The 19,985-nt window shown below is 40.5% G+C and carries 16 protein-coding genes and 6 tRNA genes; 6 read left to right on the top strand and 16 right to left on the bottom strand.

Features of this window, described 5'->3' with window-relative positions; all coding sequences use genetic code 11:
* Positions 1–60 precede the first annotated feature (60 nt).
* The 3 genes from FTV28_RS03035 to FTV28_RS03025 all read right to left on the bottom strand — a co-directional run bounded on the left by FTV28_RS03035 (position 61) and on the right by FTV28_RS03025 (position 2,106).
* Positions 61–402, bottom strand: a complete 342-nt coding sequence (locus tag FTV28_RS03035; protein WP_004977304.1) for an FKBP-type peptidyl-prolyl cis-trans isomerase — start codon at positions 400–402, stop codon at positions 61–63.
* Between the two features lie 58 nt (positions 403–460).
* Positions 461–991 carry a YaeQ family protein gene (locus FTV28_RS03030; protein WP_004977306.1) on the bottom strand — a complete coding sequence of 177 codons (531 nt, stop codon included), beginning with the start codon at positions 989–991 and terminating at the stop codon, positions 461–463.
* A 92-nt stretch (positions 992–1,083) separates the two neighbouring features.
* Positions 1,084–2,106, bottom strand: a complete 1,023-nt coding sequence (locus FTV28_RS03025) for a GTP-binding protein (protein ID WP_096901474.1) — start codon at positions 2,104–2,106, stop codon at positions 1,084–1,086.
* 521 nt (positions 2,107–2,627) lie between these two features.
* On the opposite strand from FTV28_RS03025, the gene FTV28_RS03020 reads away from it, so the two are divergent.
* Positions 2,628–2,840, top strand: coding sequence for a hypothetical protein (locus FTV28_RS03020; RefSeq protein WP_179989391.1), 213 nt, complete (start codon positions 2,628–2,630; stop codon positions 2,838–2,840).
* A 183-nt stretch (positions 2,841–3,023) separates the two neighbouring features.
* On the opposite strand, the gene FTV28_RS03015 is transcribed toward FTV28_RS03020, so the two are convergent.
* The 3 genes from FTV28_RS03015 to FTV28_RS03005 all read right to left on the bottom strand — a co-directional run bounded on the left by FTV28_RS03015 (position 3,024) and on the right by FTV28_RS03005 (position 5,404).
* Complete coding sequence (locus FTV28_RS03015) at positions 3,024–3,545, bottom strand: acyl-CoA thioesterase (RefSeq protein WP_004977311.1); 522 nt, start codon at positions 3,543–3,545, stop codon at positions 3,024–3,026.
* Between the two features lie 358 nt (positions 3,546–3,903).
* Positions 3,904–4,074 carry a hypothetical protein gene (locus tag FTV28_RS03010; RefSeq protein WP_004977313.1) on the bottom strand — a complete coding sequence of 57 codons (171 nt, stop codon included), beginning with the start codon at positions 4,072–4,074 and terminating at the stop codon, positions 3,904–3,906.
* A 355-nt stretch (positions 4,075–4,429) separates the two neighbouring features.
* On the bottom strand, positions 4,430–5,404 hold the full coding sequence (locus tag FTV28_RS03005; RefSeq protein WP_179989456.1) for a patatin-like phospholipase family protein: 975 nt from the start codon (positions 5,402–5,404) through the stop codon (positions 4,430–4,432).
* Positions 5,405–5,673: 269 nt separating this feature from the next.
* On the opposite strand from FTV28_RS03005, the gene chrA reads away from it, so the two are divergent.
* Complete coding sequence (chrA, locus tag FTV28_RS03000) at positions 5,674–6,900, top strand: chromate efflux transporter (protein ID WP_179989390.1); 1,227 nt, start codon at positions 5,674–5,676, stop codon at positions 6,898–6,900.
* A 90-nt stretch (positions 6,901–6,990) separates the two neighbouring features.
* Here chrA and gltS read toward each other — a convergent pair whose 3' ends face one another.
* From gltS to FTV28_RS02985, 3 genes are all read right to left on the bottom strand, one after another.
* Positions 6,991–8,232, bottom strand: a complete 1,242-nt coding sequence (gltS, locus tag FTV28_RS02995; protein ID WP_179989389.1) for a sodium/glutamate symporter — start codon at positions 8,230–8,232, stop codon at positions 6,991–6,993.
* Positions 8,233–8,848: 616 nt separating this feature from the next.
* Positions 8,849–10,114 (bottom strand): DcaP family trimeric outer membrane transporter, encoded by a 1,266-nt coding sequence (locus FTV28_RS02990; RefSeq protein ID WP_179989388.1) that lies wholly within the window; start codon positions 10,112–10,114, stop codon positions 8,849–8,851.
* Positions 10,115–10,514: 400 nt separating this feature from the next.
* Entirely contained in the window at positions 10,515–11,699 is a 1,185-nt protein-coding gene (locus FTV28_RS02985; RefSeq protein ID WP_004977393.1) for a multidrug effflux MFS transporter, read from the bottom strand.
* Positions 11,700–11,950: 251 nt separating this feature from the next.
* On the opposite strand from FTV28_RS02985, the gene yccS reads away from it, so the two are divergent.
* From yccS to FTV28_RS02965, 4 genes are all read left to right on the top strand, one after another.
* Positions 11,951–14,125, top strand: coding sequence for a YccS family putative transporter (gene yccS / locus FTV28_RS02980; RefSeq protein WP_131261543.1), 2,175 nt, complete (start codon positions 11,951–11,953; stop codon positions 14,123–14,125).
* Positions 14,126–14,272: 147 nt separating this feature from the next.
* A complete protein-coding gene (locus FTV28_RS02975) occupies positions 14,273–14,833 on the top strand; it encodes a YcxB family protein (protein WP_004977388.1) in 561 nt (186 codons plus the stop codon).
* 155 nt (positions 14,834–14,988) lie between these two features.
* Positions 14,989–17,607 (top strand): sulfite reductase flavoprotein subunit alpha, encoded by a 2,619-nt coding sequence (locus FTV28_RS02970; RefSeq protein ID WP_179989455.1) that lies wholly within the window; start codon positions 14,989–14,991, stop codon positions 17,605–17,607.
* Between the two features lie 167 nt (positions 17,608–17,774).
* Positions 17,775–18,593, top strand: coding sequence for a YdcF family protein (locus FTV28_RS02965; RefSeq protein WP_154320468.1), 819 nt, complete (start codon positions 17,775–17,777; stop codon positions 18,591–18,593).
* 25 nt (positions 18,594–18,618) lie between these two features.
* Here FTV28_RS02965 and FTV28_RS02960 read toward each other — a convergent pair whose 3' ends face one another.
* The 7 genes from FTV28_RS02960 to FTV28_RS02930 form a co-directional block, all read right to left on the bottom strand.
* Complete coding sequence (locus FTV28_RS02960) at positions 18,619–19,080, bottom strand: DUF2750 domain-containing protein (RefSeq protein WP_004977378.1); 462 nt, start codon at positions 19,078–19,080, stop codon at positions 18,619–18,621.
* 94 nt (positions 19,081–19,174) lie between these two features.
* Positions 19,175–19,250, bottom strand: a tRNA-Val gene (locus FTV28_RS02955).
* Positions 19,251–19,351: 101 nt separating this feature from the next.
* Positions 19,352–19,428: transfer RNA gene (locus tag FTV28_RS02950), tRNA-Asp, on the bottom strand.
* Positions 19,429–19,492: 64 nt separating this feature from the next.
* A tRNA-Val gene (locus tag FTV28_RS02945) sits at positions 19,493–19,568 on the bottom strand.
* Positions 19,569–19,669: 101 nt separating this feature from the next.
* Positions 19,670–19,746 (bottom strand) — tRNA-Asp (locus tag FTV28_RS02940).
* Positions 19,747–19,760: 14 nt separating this feature from the next.
* A tRNA-Val gene (locus FTV28_RS02935) sits at positions 19,761–19,836 on the bottom strand.
* A gap of 21 nt (positions 19,837–19,857) precedes the next feature.
* Positions 19,858–19,934 (bottom strand) — tRNA-Asp (locus FTV28_RS02930).
* Between the last annotated feature and the right edge of the window lie 51 nt (positions 19,935–19,985).

Below are 19,985 nucleotides of genomic sequence, written 5' to 3'. Positions count from 1 at the left end.
ACCTTACTGGCATCGGATGAATGACTTAAATTCTAGCGGTTTGGCTAAGTTGAAAGGTGTTTATTGATCGCGTGTTTTCACATCATACAATTCAATTTCAAAAATCAAATTAGAATTAGCAGGAATGATATTACCCATTTTGCGCTCACCATAAGCCAAATGCGCAGGCACAATCAGTTTGCGTTTACCACCCACTTTCATCCCCATGATGCCTTGATCCCAGCCTTTAATGACACGACCTGTACCAATCACAGTTTCAAAATAGTTACCACGGTCTAAGGATGAATCAAACTTGGTGCCATCTTCCAACCAGCCTGTGTAATGCGTAGTAATTAAAGCGCCTTTAACCGCTTCTTTCCCCTCACCCACCACCAAATCAATAATTTCTAATTCTGCACTCATGTTCATCTCCAAATATTTACACTTCGATGTTTAAGATAATTTCCAGCTCGTGCAAGTGTTATTGCAACTGTGTCCACTCAATCTGAGCCTGTGCCTGATCGCCAATCAATGTCCATTCGCCATCCATTACATTCAACTGCAATTGCATGGTACGTTCGCATAAAGCTTGAACGGCTTCGGTACTCGCTGGCGATAGTTGCCACACTTCAACATTATTTAAAGTTTTGATTTTACTGTTACGTTTGTACCATTCATCTACCGATGAACCATAAGCAATAATCGCAACTTGCTTACAACGCGAACTGGCTTTTTTGACTTTGTCTTCATCTGGGCAACCAACTTCAATCCACTTAATTAACTGCCCTGTTAAGTCTTTTTCCCACAAAGCAGGCTCATCGGTTTCAAACAAATCTTTGGTAAATTCCAAAGCTTCATCTGCATAACGTGCGAATGCCAAAATACGCACCATCAAACGCTCAATAGTTTCAGAAGGATGCAATGCCATGGTGAGCTGATAGTCACCGTATTGATGCACATCCATATTGGCAATGTTCAAATCTGCCTTATAAATTGTCGCTTTCAGCGCCATTGTCTATTCCTAAAACCATGTTCAAATTTGCCGCTAAGCATAATGGATTTTCTGGGATTTTGCTTTATCGTTTGCCCGATAACGTATAGATTTCAGTCTAGAACCGCAGCAGCATCGACCCGATACGCCAATAGTTCAGCCTCAAATTTTTCCCAATCACGCTCGCTTTGATAAATAATTTCCAACCGATTGTCTATGCCTTCATCGGTAGATTGATAATTAAATTGCTGCGGATTGAAGTTGAAACTTTTCCAACCCTGATTGGTATAAAAAATTCCTTTAATACGCAGCCAATCTTGCTGTTCACAGAGTAAATCTAATAAGGGATAAAAGTCGAATTGCCAACGTTTAGGCAATTTCCAACCTGCGACTGCATATCCTTGTGCAGTTTCGACATAGTGATATGGCAATTGTTTGATTTCTGCAGACTCTTGCAGATTTGTAGAGCTGACCTTCTGTTGCAATTTTAGCAACGGCTGAATTTTACGCTGTGTACCGACATACGGTATATCCATTTCGGTCAAAGCCAGATGACCCTGTTCTGCTTTCAACCATTTTTGCGCGTAGGCTTGATATTCCTGTTGTAGTTGTATGAGGGCTTGCTCATCTGCCGCCTGCATTTGGTCTGCATGTGACACCACAATAATTTGTGCAGCTTTGAGCTGATCGGCATACAGGTTTTGCTGCGTCCACGCCTGATCATGCAAACGCGAACCATCTACTACCGTCACCAAGGCGCGCATCGATAAATGCGTATGCCAATGTGGTTCGGTCAGTTGTTCCAAGAGTTGCGCAGGATGCCCCAAACCTGTCGGCTCGATGAATAAACGGTCAGGCTTCGCTTCGGACAATAAACGCGACAAAGCAATTTGCATAGGCAATTGGCTGCTACAACATAAGCAACCGCCCAATAATTCTTTGACTTGATAACCCTGTTGCTGAGGTAAGAGTTGTTGATCGACCCCGATTTGTCCAAATTCATTCATCAGCACCGCCCAAACTTCATGTTCTGGTTTTTGGCTGAGTAACTGTTTCAATAAGGTGGTTTTTCCTGCACCGAGAAAACCAGAAATAATATGCGTCGGGACTGCTTTTTGTGGTGCAATTAATTTCAAAATAAGCTCACTTTATTGAATTTCAAACAACTCAAGCATGCTAAGCAAGTTTAGCGATTAGTTCAATCTGAATCTAAACACACTGAAATTTATTCATTTCAGCACATCTATCACCATCATGATTTGAAAAATTCGCTTACATTTATTACGTGATGATCTGCAACTTATTTGGGGAAATACACGAGTTTTAGCCGCTTGATGTTATGTTTTATTGCCAACCACGCAATTTTATTGCGGAAAACACAGCCATTTTGATTGGATTTGACTGCATATTTAAAACAAAAATTACCAAACTACGACCTATTCATCATCATTGTGCGGTTCAAGTAACCGTCATTGTTTTGCTTTGTTGCAAGCATTGATCCCATAGCTTTGGCTCTTTAGCATGAGTTCCTGTTCAGCCCGTTCAAATCAGGTGATGACTGACTTGAACACTTTAGCCGCAATAAGTTTTTTTACTTAATGCTTGTGCTGAGCACTCCCTACTACTCATGAAAAACTTTAAATAAGGATGCCAAACCATGAAATTGACACAAATTTTACTCGCTTCAACTTTTGCTTTTGCCACTGCAACTACTTTTGCAGCACAGGCTGAATCGACAGCAACAGAACAGGAAAAAGTGGTTGTTTCAACGCAGGAAACTGTGGCTGAACCAGCTTCAGAACAAGCTGCTGCACAACCTGCATCTGAAGCAAGCACTGAAACCCCTGCTGCATCGACGCAACAGCCTTAAAACTTAGATACATTTAAAAATGTAAATCGAATACAAAAACTGAGTTTTCCGCCACTCTCTCGGTTTACTCAGTTTTTTTTATCTGCATAACTAATCAATATTGCCTTGGACAAAATTAAAAAATAGGCACAAAAAAACCTGTCTACAATTGCAAACAGGTTTTCAGCTAAATTTGATGAAAATTTAGTTTTGTTCAGTTTTCTTATAAATGCTGCAAGATGGATGATGATTTTCTTGCAAACGTGCTACTTTACGCTGCTCTGCTGCTTCAAAACGGCAACGCTTCCAGTCATTGTCTAATTTCAACGCAGGGATTTGTTTTGGTTTACCATTTTCATCGACTGCAACCATAGTGAAGTAACAGCTGTTGGTATGGCGCACTGTACGCTTTTGAATATTTTGTGCTTCTACACGAATCCCAATTTCCATTGAAGTACGACCGACATGGTTCACACTAGCAAGGAAAGTCACCAATTCACCCACATGAATCGGCTCTTTAAAGTTCACTTTATCAACCGAAAGGGTCACCACATAACTACCAGAATAGCGGCTCGCACATGCATACGCCACTTGGTCTAATAGTTTTAAAATTGTTCCACCATGTACATTCCCTGAGAAATTTGCCATGTCGGGTGTCATTAACACGGTCATGGTTAATTCTGACTGGTCATCTAACACTGGGGCAATTTGATCTAATGGTGACATCGCGTTCTCTAGACTCTTTTAAAGACAGTAAGATATGAGCCTATTATTATATCGCGTTTATAAAAGTTTGAATGTTCATTTCGGCAACAACTGCATCATTATTATTTATATTGTTTATGATAACATTTATTTAAAATTATAAGACTAAAGACTAAGACTCCCAAGCTGTTATTTTTTAATCCATTTCTGATTTTTTAGAATATTTGTTCAAATTGAATATTACGTGAATCCCCCTGATTCAAGTGTTCAAAAAACAATCTAAAATCTTTTATTCAATGGATTATTCAAGCAAATTTCGGCGAATTTACACGAAAAAAAGTTCAATTTCCCCGTAAATTTTCAAACTTCGCTGCGACATTTAAACCAAGCGCAGCATTTCCTGCGACACATTGCTATAAGTCAAAGTTTGTTCGGTACTCAGTGCAGCTTCAATCACATAAGAACCATCTGGATTAATCATCGTCACTGTAAAAATAACTTGCTCCATAGTGGCAAGTTTCACCTGCTGTCCAATTTCAAAGCCGTGCATGAAGTATCCCCTCGATTTTTTATAAAGTTTTAAAGTCCTGAAGCACAAAAGTTAGGCTGTCTTGGAAGCATGTTCAATTGGTAAACTGCTTAAAAAACGAATTCAGTAAATGCTACATAGAATAAATGGAAACGGTGCGAAAGAACACGCTAAAAAATTGATTTTAAGTCTAAATACCTCATCTCAGTATTTAGATATCTTTATGGTATCTTTATTTTTAAACTATAATATCAAATACTTACAAAGAATAAATCTAAGCAATCTAACATTAAAGTTATTTTTATCAAGCACCTAATTAGACTTAAGTTAAATCTGTTGATTTCATTGAATTGACCTAAATGAAGGATCTGGACAGCTATTTAAACTGTCCATAAAGCCCAAAAGTATTACTCACTTTATAGTCTACAATTCTATGCCCATGCGCATAATGATGCTGTTGATAGACCTGATCAATTTTATTTAATTGCGCTGCAGTTGCTTCTGCGCCTGCCAACATGGTCGCTTCGCGCCCTTTCACATCAAAAATATGGGCTTTTTCACGTAAATCGGGTTGAATGACCACATCTGCCAGTTTCAATTCTTCATTGGCCAAATGCTTTTGCATAATATTAATATTTTGGTTAAACAATCCCCACACATTACTGGTTTCAGTATGAATAGGCTGCGCCAAAATATTCACGGCAATCACAATATCTGCCCCTAAATCGCGTGCAACCTTGACAGGTACAGGGCTCACTAAACCACCATCGACATATTCATGTTCTGCAATTTTAGTAGGTACAAACATACTTGGGATAGACACTGACGCACGCACCGCTTGACCCGTATTGCCATAATTAAATACAACTTTTTTGCCTTCTTTTAATTCAGTCGCCACCACGTACATCGGGATTTTAAATTGCTCCAAACGGAGTTGATCGACTTGTGCATTGACATAATTTTCAACTTTTTTACCATCAAAAAAGCCTTTTAAATCTAAAGTCACATCCCGCACATCATTGGCTTTCATATTCATGGCAATTTCACGTAATTGCTGTGCATTTTTACCACTGGCATAAATTGAACCGACAATGCTGCCTGCGCTGCTGCCCACAATAAAATCAGGATGAATACCGTACTGCTCAAGTACTTCAATTACTCCAATATGTGCATAACCACGAGCACCACCACTGCCCAAAACCAATGCAACAATTGGACGTTTTTTTTGTTGTTTTAACTGACGAAAATCAATTTGATTCAGGCGTGACTCTGCTTCAACCACGGGCTGCGACTCAAGTAAAGTTTGAGTCGAAAATTGCTGCTGTGATGGCACTGCCTGACATCCCACCATCAATAATGCTGTAAGAGATACATACCCAATTTTCATAATGACCTTCTTGAATCCATAGGTTTCAGTCGATATTTCACCGCCAATCGTGACAAGGTTGATCAGCTAACTTGATACAGCAACCATCTTAACCATGCCACTGATGCTATTTGTTTCGCCTTGCATGACCGCCCATAGTCTATCTATTATTTTAACCGATCCTTGTAGTAATTCGTTAAACTGTCACGTCTAGCCACTACAGTGGCGCACAAGTCGAATCTGTCTAAAATTATATGCCAACACCTTCTTATTCCTTATTATTCTGGATTTTTCTGCAATTAGGCTGTCTGTCTTTTGGTGGGCCTGCAGCGCATTTGGTGTTTTTCCATCAGCGTTTTGTGCAACAACTCAAATGGCTAGATGAATCCCAGTATTCACAAATTGTCGCACTTGCACAACTCTTACCTGGCCCAACTAGTAGTCAGGTGGGGTTAGCGATTGGTTATTTGCAAAAAGGCTATTGGGGTGCAGTCCTAGCTTGGTTGGGTTTCACCCTACCTTCAGCGTTGTTTATGGCTTTGGTTGCAGTTTTGGGACATCAATATTTAGATGTACTGTCGTCAAATAGCTTTCACAGTATTCAACTGATCGTATTGGCCGTGGTAGCTTGGGCATTTTGGCAAATGTTGCGTAGTTTTTGTAAAACGGTTTGGCAATATGCCTTAATGTTTGCTTCTGCCCTATTTATTTATCTGATGCCCTTGAGCTTCAATCAAGTTTTAGTGATTCTGATTGCAGCTTGTTTTGGCATTTGGATGGCGAAACGCGCAGCACCGACTGCTGCACCATCATCCACCAATACACGGGCGACAGATACGCATTTTACTGCGGCACATTTACTCAAACATCGTCGTTATGCTGTATTTTGGGCGGTACTATTTGTTGCACCCTTTATTGTGCTGTCAGGTCTAAACTGGCTACAACCTCATTTACTCTATGCAGCTAATTTAAGTTTCTATCAAGCCGCATCTTTGGTCTTTGGCGGTGGGCATGTCATTTTGCCTTTATTGCATCAAGATTTTGTTAGCACAGGCTTAGTCAGTGCAGAACAGTTCGATTTGGGTTATGCCATGGCGCAATTGGTACCTGGTCCACTGTTCAGCTTTGCAACATATTTGGGCAGTTTGATTCCAATGACAGAATCTATGCTGCTGAATGCGACTTTAGCCACGTTGGCGATTTTTCTGCCGTCTTTCTTTTTGGTATTTGCGACCTTGCCTTATTGGTCTTGGTTAATGCAGCAAGCCTCTATTCGTCATGCAGTAACAGGGATTAATGCAGCGGTAGTCGGATTGCTTCTGTATATGGTGCTCGAAATGGCACAGCGTTATATTTTGAGTATTGTTGATCTGCTGTTTATTGTTTTGGTGATTGGATTATTAAAATCCAAACTACCTATTTGGCTCAGTTTAATTGGTAGTTTTCTGGTCTATACAGCATTCTTGCATTTCATGGCTTAAATTAAAAATGCTACAGATCAAATAAAATGCCAGTTCAATTGAACTGACATTTTTTGTGGATGATTAAATCAATCCTTCATGCTTTGGAGCTTAGCCACCAAAGAATTTTAGAATAGATTGAATCACCGCAACGTTAATTAAATCGACAAAGAATGCACCACACAGCGGCACAATCAAGAACGCTTTATAAGATGGACCATACATATTGGTAATGGCCTGCATATTGGCTACTGCTGTTGGCGTTGCCCCCATCCCAAAACCACAGTGTCCTGCTGCCAACACGGCTGCATCGTAGTTTTTCCCCATAATACGGAAGGTCACAAAAGCAGCATACAACGCCATTGTGAGCGTTTGCGCACCTAAAATCACCATTAAAGGACCTGCCAAATCGGCCAATTGCCATAATTTGAGTGACAACAACGCCATCGCCAAATATAACGATAAAGATGCATTCCCAAACACATCAATCGCACGGTCAAAAATATTGACTTTAAAAATACTTTCTAAGACATTACGCAGAATCACACCGCCCGCCAATGCCCAAACGAAAGTTGGCAATTCAAACATCGTGCCTTTGGCAACGCCTGTCATAAATTCGGCAAATGCCAAACACGCTGCAAATAAACCTAAAGTAGTAATTGCATTATCTGCTGTAATTAAACGAACCTGATGCGGATATTCAAATGGAATAAACTCATTGGAATCTTGATCCGCAGGCGTATTATCGCGTTTTTCAATTTGTTCGTCGGTACGTGGTACAGCCAATTGATGACGATTGATTAAAGTTTTAGCCAGTGGACCACCAATTAAACCACCAATAATTAAACCAAAGGTCGCACTTGCCATGCCCAGTGCCAAAGCACCTTGAATACCATATTGGGTTTCTAAAATTTCACCCCACGCACCTGCTGTACCATGACCGCCAGTTAAAGTAATCGATCCTGCAATTAAACCAATTAGTGGATCAATACCTAACAATGTTGCAAGACTAATGCCGACAATGTTTTGCAACACAATAAATGTGGAAATTGCAATCAAGAAAATAATTAAACCGATTCCGCCCTGACGCAATTTTGTGAAGTTCGCGCTTAAACCAATCGAGGCGAAGAAAATAAGCATAAAGCTAGTTTGCAATGCGCTACTGGTGGTAATGCTATAACCCCAAAATTGATTCACCAACAATGAAACAATAGCGGCAACCAAACCACCTGCAACAGGTTCAGGAATATTATAGCGTTTTAAAAAATCAATTTTATTGACTAAAAGTCGCCCTAAGAGCAGGACGATGACCGCAGCAATCAGCGTATAAAACGCATTAAAAGTAAATTCCATGGCAATATCCATATAGTGATTGCAGATTATTTTTAATATGATGAAGAGCTGTCAATGCAAACCAAAGCATTTGCATCATTATGACTCTAAATCAACTAAAAAATGCCGCAATACAAAGTATGTAAACAGTATCGTATTTGACCGAAGTTTAAGAGGTATGCATTTCGCTCAGCCAACCCATCCTTTGGTTTCACTCAAGCGTTATCATCTGCGTTTGCCTAGAACAGAAGAAAAGAAAGACAAAAGACAGCATTTTCACTTTCGGGGTGACTTCGAGTGCAAACAACTGAATCGGCTTAACACTGAGAGGTAATCTCATATAAGCTCCAAAATATCTGAGGTGGATAAATACCTTCCGATAAAGATATTCAACCACTTGATAAAAAACAGCAAGATTAAAGGTCGATCATTATGCATTTTTTTTGACAAAAAGCTGCTATTTTCTACATTTTTTCTATAAATTTTAATGATTGTTTTAAGCTATAAGTGAAAGTTACAGCATTTTATAAAAGTGAATAAAATTTAAGTTATTGAATTAATTTCATAAATTTAAATCATAAAAAAACAGAGCTTAATATTAAGCTCTGTTTTTTGTTTTCGCTAAAAGTACTGAAACTTAGAAGCTATAACGTGCCATAAAGCCTACACGGTCATCACTGAATTTTTGACCTTTGAAAGTTTCACGCTCACCATTGATATATTCAATACCTAAATCGACTGGTTTTACAGGTGAATAGATAAAGTTAATCCACGCTTGTTGTACTTTCTCATTAGCATCATCATTTATACGCGCATAGTCTGTACCATCATCCGCAAATAAAGCACCGTAGGCTAAAGTTGAACGTAGTTGTGGTGAGAACTTATAGGTTGCACCCACTTGTACACCAATCGTTTCATTTTGCTCAATGCTATTACCATCAACTACAAATGCTGTGTTATTACCATATAAGTAATTGCTGTTACCTTTTACATATGATACGTCTGCAGATACTTTTAAAGGTTCTGCAACTTGATAATTCGTACCTACAGCAGCACCCCAACCAGTTTTATCATCATTTGCCGCTTCTGATTTGTAATGTTCAACCAATGCACGTGCAGAAGCTAAACCTTTACCATCAGCAAAACCTTGAGTCACTTTTGCTGTTAACACTGGGGCACGATAAGTTACATCACTATCTGTAGCTGAACTATTCCCTTCTTCAGCCGAAACAAATAATTCTGTTGCAGGCGCTAATTTTTGGCTATAACGTATTTGTGGCACACGTGCAGTACCACCTGATCCACCAATGTTCGTACTAAAGTCAATCATTTCTGGCGCATGTACTGAAGCAAAGCTTGAAGTCGTTTGACCAAATAACCAGTTATTTAAAGTCAAATAAGCATGGCGAATACGTAAATTCTCTGCCGCACTTGCAAAGTCAACCTCAACTTTACCGCCTACTTTATTGTCACCAACAGGTGTATTAAAGTCTAAACCTAAACGGGTTACTTTTGCTGTAGCACGTAATTTGTCACTTGCTTCTTCATTACTTGTATGTGCTGAGTTAAAGTCATTATCCGCACCTTTAATAATATAGTTTGCATCACCACGTACAAAACCATAAATAGAAACATCTGCACCAGATTTAGACTTTAAGCTGCTTAATACACTTACAGGTGCAGCAGTAGGCTTCGCCTGTTGTACTTGGGCAATTTGAGTTTGCTGCTGTTGTTGTACTTGCTGTTGTTGCTGAATTAACGATTTTAACGCTTCAACTTCTTGACGAAGTTCTTGAATTTGTTGTTGCTCAGTTTTTGCTGCGTGTGCAGTACTTACCATTAAAGTTGTAACGGCAATAGCTAAACCTTTGATCATAAACTGACCGTTGAGTAATTGACTCATTTATCTCTCCAAAATAAAACAACGCTGCATCCGTGCATGATGATTTTGTTCGTCATCTATCGATTTCACATCGAATTATAAAAATGGCTTAAAAATCAAAACACTTTTGCCAAATAGTCCAAGACACCCAAATATTTAAAATATTACAATTTGTGTCATTTATTACAGGCTTCAATCTATCAAGTTATGACGTTTATTAAAATCAGTTTTCCCGAATAAGAAATCACAATTAATCATAATTACAGATTCAAACAATTAAACCATATAAAATTCAACACCTTAAATAGGTTGATTATTCAAGTATTTACACCACCATTAGACTATTGTATATATTTCAGTTCTGTTAAAAAGCCCGATTTTTTCGAAAAAAATCACCATTTGAAAAAGTATTGACCCCAACTCAATCTGATTGAGGTTGCAAAATATGAAAAACGGCAAACATCCCAAACCCAATAAATAGCAGCATTAATACAGCCATATTCAGCAAAGCACTGCCTGTTAAAAAGTTGAGTAACACTCCACCAATCAAGCCACAAAAGAATTGCACACTGCCCATGACCGCACTGGCTGTTCCTGCACGTGCGCCTTGTTTTGCCATAGCTAGTGCCATGGCATTCGGGCCTGTAAAACCAATCCCAGACACGGCAAGAAATAAACCGATCATCACCAATGCCAAAGGTGCATACCCCAAACTACCTGCAAGCAGTAGAATGACCGCACCACTCAGTTGAATCATGCTGCCCAATTTTAAGCGTTGTAACACACCCAATTTGCCACTGATTTTTTTATTCAGGGTCGAAAACAGCATAATACCAATCGCATTGGCACCAAACACATAAGCAAAAGCTGTTTCACTCAAGCCATATTGATCCATCATGACTGCACTTGAACCGCTGATATAGCAAAACAATGCCCCACCAGTCAGACAGCCTGCCAACATTGGAAAACGAAAATCACGATCTTTTAAAATGGCAAAATATAAGGTCAGTACTTGCTGAAAGTTCAAATTTAAACGACGCTCTTTCGCCAAAGTTTCTTTAAAAAAGAAGTGCACACATAAACAGCAAATAATTCCAACGCAGGTCAGCACTACAAAAATAGCTTGCCAATTCATCCATCTAAGTACCCATGCACCCAGCGTAGGTGCAATAATGGGCGCAATGGTCATCACAATCATCATGCTCGAAAAAGCTTGAGCGGATGTTTGCAAATCCAAGCGATCACGAATAGCTGCTCGTGCAATTACCACACCCACACAGCCACCCAAAGCCTGCAAAATACGTGCAGCAATCAGTCCCCATTCATTTTGTGCAAACACACACAACATACTGGCGAGTGAAAATAGTGCCAAGCCAAAATATAAAGGCGGCTTACGTCCAATCCGATCACTCAGCGGCCCGTAAATCAGTTGACCCAATGCCAAACCTAAAAAGTAGGCAGGCAAACTGTTTGCGACCATTTGGGTCGATACGCCAAACTCGCTTGCCATAACGGGCAAGGCAGGCAAATACATATCAATCGATAAAGGTCCAAGCGAAGTCAATAACGCCAACAATAAAATCCACGCAGTCGAATATTGCCGCATGTTGGGTTGTTGCCTAGATGGTGGCGTACTGCTTGAACTTGGCAGCGTTTTCGATATGCTCATATTTTATGATGAAATGACAGATGTACAGACAAGCTTACACGCTCCATAGTATGATTTGTTGTGATCAAAGATGAATTTTCACATATTAGGCACTCTAAACATCTCATCTACAGTTACAATGTACGCAAACCTTCATCTTGCAGCATAAATCTCTGTTTAGACAGAAAAGTTTACTTAAAGGAATGATGTTGAAACCTTGGCTGATAAAGCTCAAACAAGCGACCTATAACACCACATTTATGTATAACATCCGCATGCTCATTGCATTTGCGGGAACTGCTTTTGTTCCCTATTTTATGGGGATGCAGCTTGCCACTATTCCTTTAACTTTAGGTGTGCTTGCCGCAGGTTTGAGTGATATTGATGACCGTTTTTCGGTGCGTATTGTCAATCAGCTCTATACCTATATTGGTTTCTTTGTTACCGCCACATCAATTCAGTTTTTATTTCCGCATCCTATTTTATTTGCTACAGGCTTAATCCTGTCGTGTATTGTCTTAATTTTGCTCGGTTCGCTCGGACGACGTTATGCCACCATTTCTTATGGCTGTTTGGTGGTGTCAGTCTATTCCATGCTTGGCGTCAACCTATTTGATGACTGGTACATGCAGCCGCTGCTTTTGGTTTCGGGCGCAATTTGGTACGGCTTAATTTCGACCATCAGCTTTTTACTGTTCCCTGTTCGTGCCTTACAAGACAAACTTTCACTCAGTTATTCTTCTTTGGGTGATTTTTTATTTGCCAAATCAAATCTATTTGATGTGGATATGACTGCACCGAGTTATCAACAAAGTATCATTGATTTATCACTTGAAAATGGCAAATTAATTGCGATTTTTAACGACTTAAAAACCGCTTTACTGACCCGTTTAAAAGGTGACCGCGGGCAAAAAGATACCCGACGTAGCTTACAGTATTACTTTGTCGCACAAGACATTCACGAACGTGCCGACTCTGCACATATTGATTATCAAAAACTGGCGAAAATATTTCAGCACAGCGATATTTTATTTCGTTTCCAACGCATTTTGTCGATTCAGGGCAAAGCCTGTAAAGATTTAAGCGAAAGCATTTTGCACCGTAAACCTTATGTGCATAACAAGCGTTTTAAACATGCTTTTGAAAATCTTAAACAGTCTTTAGAAAAACTGCGCAGTGAACAGCAATATGACCAAGTCTGGATTAATGCATTGTTTGCCCTATACCAAAACCTGAAATCTATTGATGCTCAATTGCGTAACCTTGAAACCGAACGCAATATTAAACTGGATAAATCAAAACATATTGAACAACAACTGAAAGATGACGACTTAAAAAGTTGGGATGATATTGTCATTCGGATTAAGCAGCATTTAACCCCCGAATCGGTTTTGTTCCGCCACGCCATTCGTTTGTCGATTGTGCTGTTGATTGGCTATATTTTTGTGCAAGTCACCAACATTCAATATGGCTACTGGATTTTACTGACCGCCCTGTTTGTGATGCAGCCTAACTTTAACACCACCAAACGGCGTTTACGTTTGCGTATTATTGGGACGTTAGCAGGGATTGTAGTCGGCTACACCATTTTATATTTTGTACCGTCCGTTGAAGGGCAATTACTGGTTTTAGTGATTAGTGGCATGTTGTTCTTTGAATTGCGCAGTAAACAATATGCACAAGCCACTGCCTTTATGACCATTTTGGCGCTGATGAATTTTAACCTAGAAGGTTTGGGCTATGCCGCAGCTGTGCCACGTATGGTCGATACCTTAATTGGTTGTGCGCTAGCATGGTTTGGCGTGAGTTTTATCTTCCCCGATTGGAAATTCCGTCGTTTATCACGCACGATTCGCCGCTCACTCACCGCGCAATGTGGCTATTTGGCAGAAGTGATTGAGCAATATAAAAATGGACGCAACAACGGTTTGAATTATCGTGTCGTGCGCCGTGCTGCTCATAATACCGATGCAGAAGTTGCTTCACTGATTTCAACACTCGCCACCGAACCTGATTTTGACCCCAATCAAAAAGCTCAAGCCTTTGAGTTCTTGTGTCTAAATCACACCTTTATTAGCTATATTGCTGCACTTGGTGCGCATCGTGACAAAATTGACGATCAGGAAGTCTTGCAACTGCTCGATCAAGCAATGGACGATATTCAAGGTGCTTTACTGAAAGATGAAACGCCAGATTTAAGTGCACACAACATGTTGCAAACCATTCGTCAGCGTTTAAGCCAAAACAAAGAAGAAGATCAAAAATCATTAATTATTTTGCAGCAATTATCTTTGATGATGAGTATCTTGCAACAATTAAGTCGCTTAAAACAAAGTTTAAGCCACGAACATGATCAGGACGCAACTGAACTGGCGTCTTTATAAACAATCCTGCAAACGGTCAGTGCCTACTTATTCGCCCTAAGCTGCACAAGTATTCACCGACCTTAGCATGATTTTGCGACAATATACTCACTGCATGACAGCAATTAATGCTAAACTTTTTATAGTTTTAAATTTGTTAGTTTCACTATGACCGCGAAAAGTTTATACGCCTATACCCTACAGCCTGTGATCTACGAAGTTTCTGAAGAAGAACAACGTCACGCACAACTGGTAATTTGGCGCAGTACCAATAAAATTGGCATGAAAGCATGGATTATTATGGGTGTGATTGTTGCCCTTTCCATTTTAGGCATTCTGCTATTAAAAAATTATTCGACAATTTTCTGCTGGGTTGCCATTGTCTGTGTGGTGCTCTACCTGCTCGTGCGTAAATACGGCTTGGAATGGTACGTTAAGCGAAAAATGAATGAATTTCCTGTTCAAGAAATTAAAGGGATTCGTTTAGGCGTACAGCCGCACGGTATCGTGATGCGTCAGCAAATGGGCGCTCAAGAAGGCGTGGGTGCAATTGGCTGGAAAGATGTGTATGAATGGTACAATACCCCTGAGTTTATCTTGATGAACTTCAAAGTAAAAGGTCAGCAAGGTGCTTATATTCTGCCTAAGCGTATGGACAGCAAGAACTTTTCGTTCAACACCATTCGCAAGCATTTGACTGAAGCTGCAGGCGAAGCCAAGCAAATCTAAATATCCCTATTTAAAAATAAACCTCTATCCCCTGTGATGGAGGTTTTTTTTGCTTAAAATTAAAACAATGAACGATAATGAGAATAAATAGCATTTGCATTAACTTCATCTCTGCATTATTCTGCATCACAATTCATACTCAACAACCAACGCTTATGCTGAAGAAAGCCTTTTTCCAAATTCACTGGTTCCTTGGTATTACTGCAGGACTGATCTTGTCACTCATGGGCGTGACAGGTGCGATTTATTCCTACGAACAAGAAATTCTAAAATGGATGAATCCGAACAGTTATCAGGTACAAGTTGAGCAGAAAGCCAAACTAAGCCCTGCAGAAATTTATCAACATTTTCAGCGTACCCAACCTGACTATAAAATTAATAGCATCACCGTTGCAAAAGACCCAGCTGCATCTTCAACCATCAATATTGCGAAAGAAGGTGCAAAACGTGGACAAAATATCCTGATTAATCCTTACTCGGCAGCAGTGTTGCCTGAAATTCGGGGACGTGAATTTTTCCAGTTTATTCAGCAATTACACCGCAACTTAACCGTAGGGCCTATTGGTAAACAAATTACAGCCGCATGTACCCTCATGTTGTTGTTCTTTGTGTTAAGTGGCATTTACCTACGCTGGCCGAAACGCCATTCATTTAAACAATGGTTTGCGCTCAAACCTCAATTAAAAGGACGTAATTTTATTTGGGACTTACATGCCGTAGTGGGCACGTGGGTCGTGATTTTCTATCTAGTTTTGGCATGCACAGGACTGTATTGGTCGTATGAGTGGTGGCGCAATGGCATGTTTAAAGTCATGGGTGTGGAAAGACCACAAGCGCAATTGCAAGCAGATGGACGCAATAAAACTGTAAATCCAAATGCTCAAGCACTCCATCAAGCTGCGCAAATGCAGACTGCGGAACATCGCCCAAATACCACAAAACCAGCCAAACAAAATACACTGGATCAGGCACAAATCAATCTTGCATTGACTCAGGCATGGCAGCATTTCCCGCAGCAATTGGGACAGGATTATTCCAGCATCACTTTTAATGTGCCTAAACCTGCCAATAGTGAAATTGAAATTAACTTTGTCGATGTCATTCCACAACATGAACGTGCCCGCAATAACGCAACTTTTGATTATCAACAAGCACGTATTACTCAACTTGAATTATATGTAGACAAACGGCTTAATGAAAAAATCATGAGCAGTATGCTGCCTGTGCATCGCGGTAGTTTCTTTGGGCCTGTTTATCAATTTTTAGCCATGCTTTCTGCATTGATGATGCCGCTGTTTTTCGTCACAGGTTGGATGTTGTATTTAAAACGTCGTAAACAAAAGCGTTTGACTCTTGCTGCACGTCAAAACCAGACTCAATTTCAGATCGACCCAAATGCTGCACACTGGCTCATTGTCTATGCCAGCCAAACAGGTACTGCCGAACAATTGGCATGGCGCACCGCTACTAGTCTGCAAGAAGCACATCAGCCTGTCACAGTCAAAGCCCTGCAACATCTCAGCCTTGAAGATCTTAAAAACACCACCCAACTGTTATGTATTGCTAGCACTTATGGCACAGGTGATGCACCCGATTTGACCTCAAGTTTTGTGAAAAAAATCCTACCGCAAACCTGTGACCTGAGTCATTTGCGTTATGCAGTACTGGCTTTAGGTTCACGTGAATATGCAGATCATTACTGCCGTTTTGGACATACGATTGCTGCATGGCTGCAACGTAATCAAGCACATGCCTTGTTCAATACCATTGAAGTAAATAATGCCAATCCTGCAGACATACAGCGTTGGAATCAGGCTTTGGTACAGGTCACACAACTTGACTTACCAAGTATGCATATCGAAAAAACTTTTGATACATGGACCTTACAGCAACGTGACTTGCTAAATCCCAACAGTTTAGGCGCACCCGCCTTCAATATTGAACTGTTAGCACAACATGATGTGCATTGGTCTGCAGGTGATATTGCAGAAATTCAGCCTGAAAACAGCACTGCACGGATTCACGCCTTTTTAAAACAGCATCAACTCGATGCCAATACAATTCTTGCTGATGGTCAGCAAACCTTAGTACAGGCTTTGGCAGATAAAGACCTCACCGCGCCAATTCAGACATTTAAAACTGCGGATGAATTATTGGCACAACTTTCACCCTTGCCTAGTCGTGAATATTCAATTGCCAGTATTCCTTCACAACAGGTTTTAAGACTTGTGGTGCGTCAAAAATTCGATGCTCAAGGCGAGCTTGGCTTAGGTTCAGGTTGGTTAACTGCACATGCTGCACTTGGGCAAAATATCGCATTACGCATTCGCAATAATCCATCTTTCCATTTAATTGATGATGACCGCCCAATTATTTGTATTGGCAACGGTACAGGGCTTGCAGGATTAATGAGCTTATTGCATGCACGTACCCGCCTGAATTACACCCAAAACTGGTTGTTTTTTGGTGAACGTCAGCAAGCGCACGATTACTTTTATCAGCACACCATCGAGGCTTGGCAAAGCACAGGTATGCTACAACGCCTTGATTTGGCCTTTTCCCGTGATCAAGCCGAAAAAGTCTATGTACACCATAAGTTACGCGAACAGGCTGAAGAATTAAAACGCTGGATTGAACAAAATGCCGTGATTTATGTCTGCGGTAGCATTCAAGGCATGGCCAGTGATGTCGACCAAGCCTTAAAAGATATTTTGGGTGAGACTCAACTGGAACAATTACGTCAGCAAGGACGTTATCGCCGAGATGTGTATTAGGATTTGTTGACACTTTTTAAATGGCTTGCGCTGTAGCTCTATAGCTAAAACTTGGCAATTCACCCAAGTTTTATCCATAGCCTCAGCCGAAACATAATTCAGTTGAGGCAAAATTTTTCAGCAGCTTCGGCTATACTGTTTGTACAGCATCACAGTACAATAAAATTATGCAAGGCATGCAAGCAAGTCACGTACAAACACAATTTAGTCTATTTAAAAGAATATTGAGTAGCCTAATTGGATTAATTTTAGTATTGGATGGTGCCTATCTCATCAGCTTAAAGAAAATTCATTTCGGCACCGTTTTACCTGTTTTAATAGGCATGATGCTGCTGTGTTATGCCATTTTCTATACTTGGATTCAAAGCTACTTAAAACAACATACACGCTTAGATTGGCTGTGGAAATTCGGTTGGGGCGTATTTTGGCTGTGGTGCATCAGCCTGCTGATCTTTTTTACTTATATTCATTTCAGTACACAGCAGCAAAATACTGTAACCAACAATGCTAAAGTGGTGATTGTACTCGGCAGTGGCATTGAAAATGGACAACCATCGCCCACGCTCGCCAAACGACTGGATACTGCAGCCGCGTATGCCTTGGAGCATCCTCAAAGTTATTTCATTGTTAGTGGTGGCCCTGCATTTGCGGAACAACTCACTGAAGCACAGGTGATGTCTAATTATTTGCAACAACGTTATGCAATTGCAGCATCACACATTATCTTGGAAACCCAAAGCACCAGTACGGCATTTAATTTGAAAAACAGTCAGCCCTTGCTGCATACATTAGGCACAGATAAAACCCAACCGATTATAATTGTCACCAGCGACTTTCACACACCACGTGCAGCAGCCATTGCCAAACGACAAGGATACACACAGTTCAGCATGCTCAGTGCAACGACACCACTCTATACCCGCTATAACGCATGGTTACGCGAGTATTTTGCTTATATCAGTGGTTGGCTGCTGAATGAGTATTAAAAATAAAATCTAGCAAGCAGATCGCTTAATTCAAACGTATCGAGCGTGGTAAAGGAATTTGCATATCTTTAAAAAATTCGGGTTTTTGCATATACACCTGATACAAATAATTTTTTAGATCAAGCAATAACTTTTCAGGGGCAACCAATACATTCTGCCCTTCTGGGCTTAGATTCATCGAAATATTGGTGGCTTCCTGACGTAAAAATGGAATCACTTTTTCAATAAAATCTTTCAGTGAAATTTCTTCGACTTGATAATTGGCCCAATTGTCTTTAATTAACAGTTTTGCCAGACTTTTATTTTGCCACATTGCAAAAGCACGTTGCCCTGTAGGCGTGGCACAGAGCGCCCAGCCATCTTCATACAATGCAAAAACATGCCCCTGAGACACAATGGTCTCAATAAATTGCTTGTAAATATCTTGTGCATTATAAGTTTGCGTTGCTTGCTTAGATGCAGCTTTACGTTGATAAGGATTTCGCATAAGTCACGGATATTAGTATTATTATTAAATAAAAATTTTAGGCGAATTTATTGCAATACGCAAGTAATATAAGATAAATGAGGATGAAAGGATATGGTGGGCGCTGACGGGATCGAACCGCCGACATTCTGCTTGTAAGGCAGACGCTCTACCAACTGAGCTAAGCGCCCTGAAGATTAAAAAATAACATCGTTATTTTTTATGATGCAAGACAAGCAAAGAACGTCGTCTTGAACTTTGAAATACATTTTTCACATCAGGGAATGAAAAATGGCGCAGCGGACGGGGCTCGAACCCGCGACCCCCGGCGTGACAGGCCGGTATTCTAACCAACTGAACTACCGCTGCAACGGTAATTGCGTAAGCAATTAAGGTCTTTTTTGTATGTATGCCAAGCATAAATACTAAAATATGGTGGGCGCTGACGGGATCGAACCGCCGACATTCTGCTTGTAAGGCAGACGCTCTACCAACTGAGCTAAGCGCCCTGATAAGATCAAAACAATATTTTGTTCTGATTTTGCAAAACTGTCAAACTTTGCATCATTTCAGTTTAAGTCTATCAGGCAACCTAAACTTTTCTTTTGAATGGCGCAGCGGACGGGGCTCGAACCCGCGACCCCCGGCGTGACAGGCCGGTATTCTAACCAACTGAACTACCGCTGCATCGCAAAAGAATCTGGTGGGCGCTGACGGGATCGAACCGCCGACATTCTGCTTGTAAGGCAGACGCTCTACCAACTGAGCTAAGCGCCCTCAAAAGCAATTTTATGTAAATGGCGCAGCGGACGGGGCTCGAACCCGCGACCCCCGGCGTGACAGGCCGGTATTCTAACCAACTGAACTACCGCTGCACTTACACAAAGTCACTATTGTGGTACAAACAATGTTTAAAGAATCTTAAG

Origin of the sequence: Acinetobacter sp. YH12252 (assembly GCF_013417365.1) — a bacterium.
Classification (GTDB): domain Bacteria; phylum Pseudomonadota; class Gammaproteobacteria; order Pseudomonadales; family Moraxellaceae; genus Acinetobacter; species Acinetobacter towneri.
The sequence above is the reverse complement of the archived record's forward strand: the minus strand, read 5'-3'. Positions and strand labels throughout refer to the sequence as shown.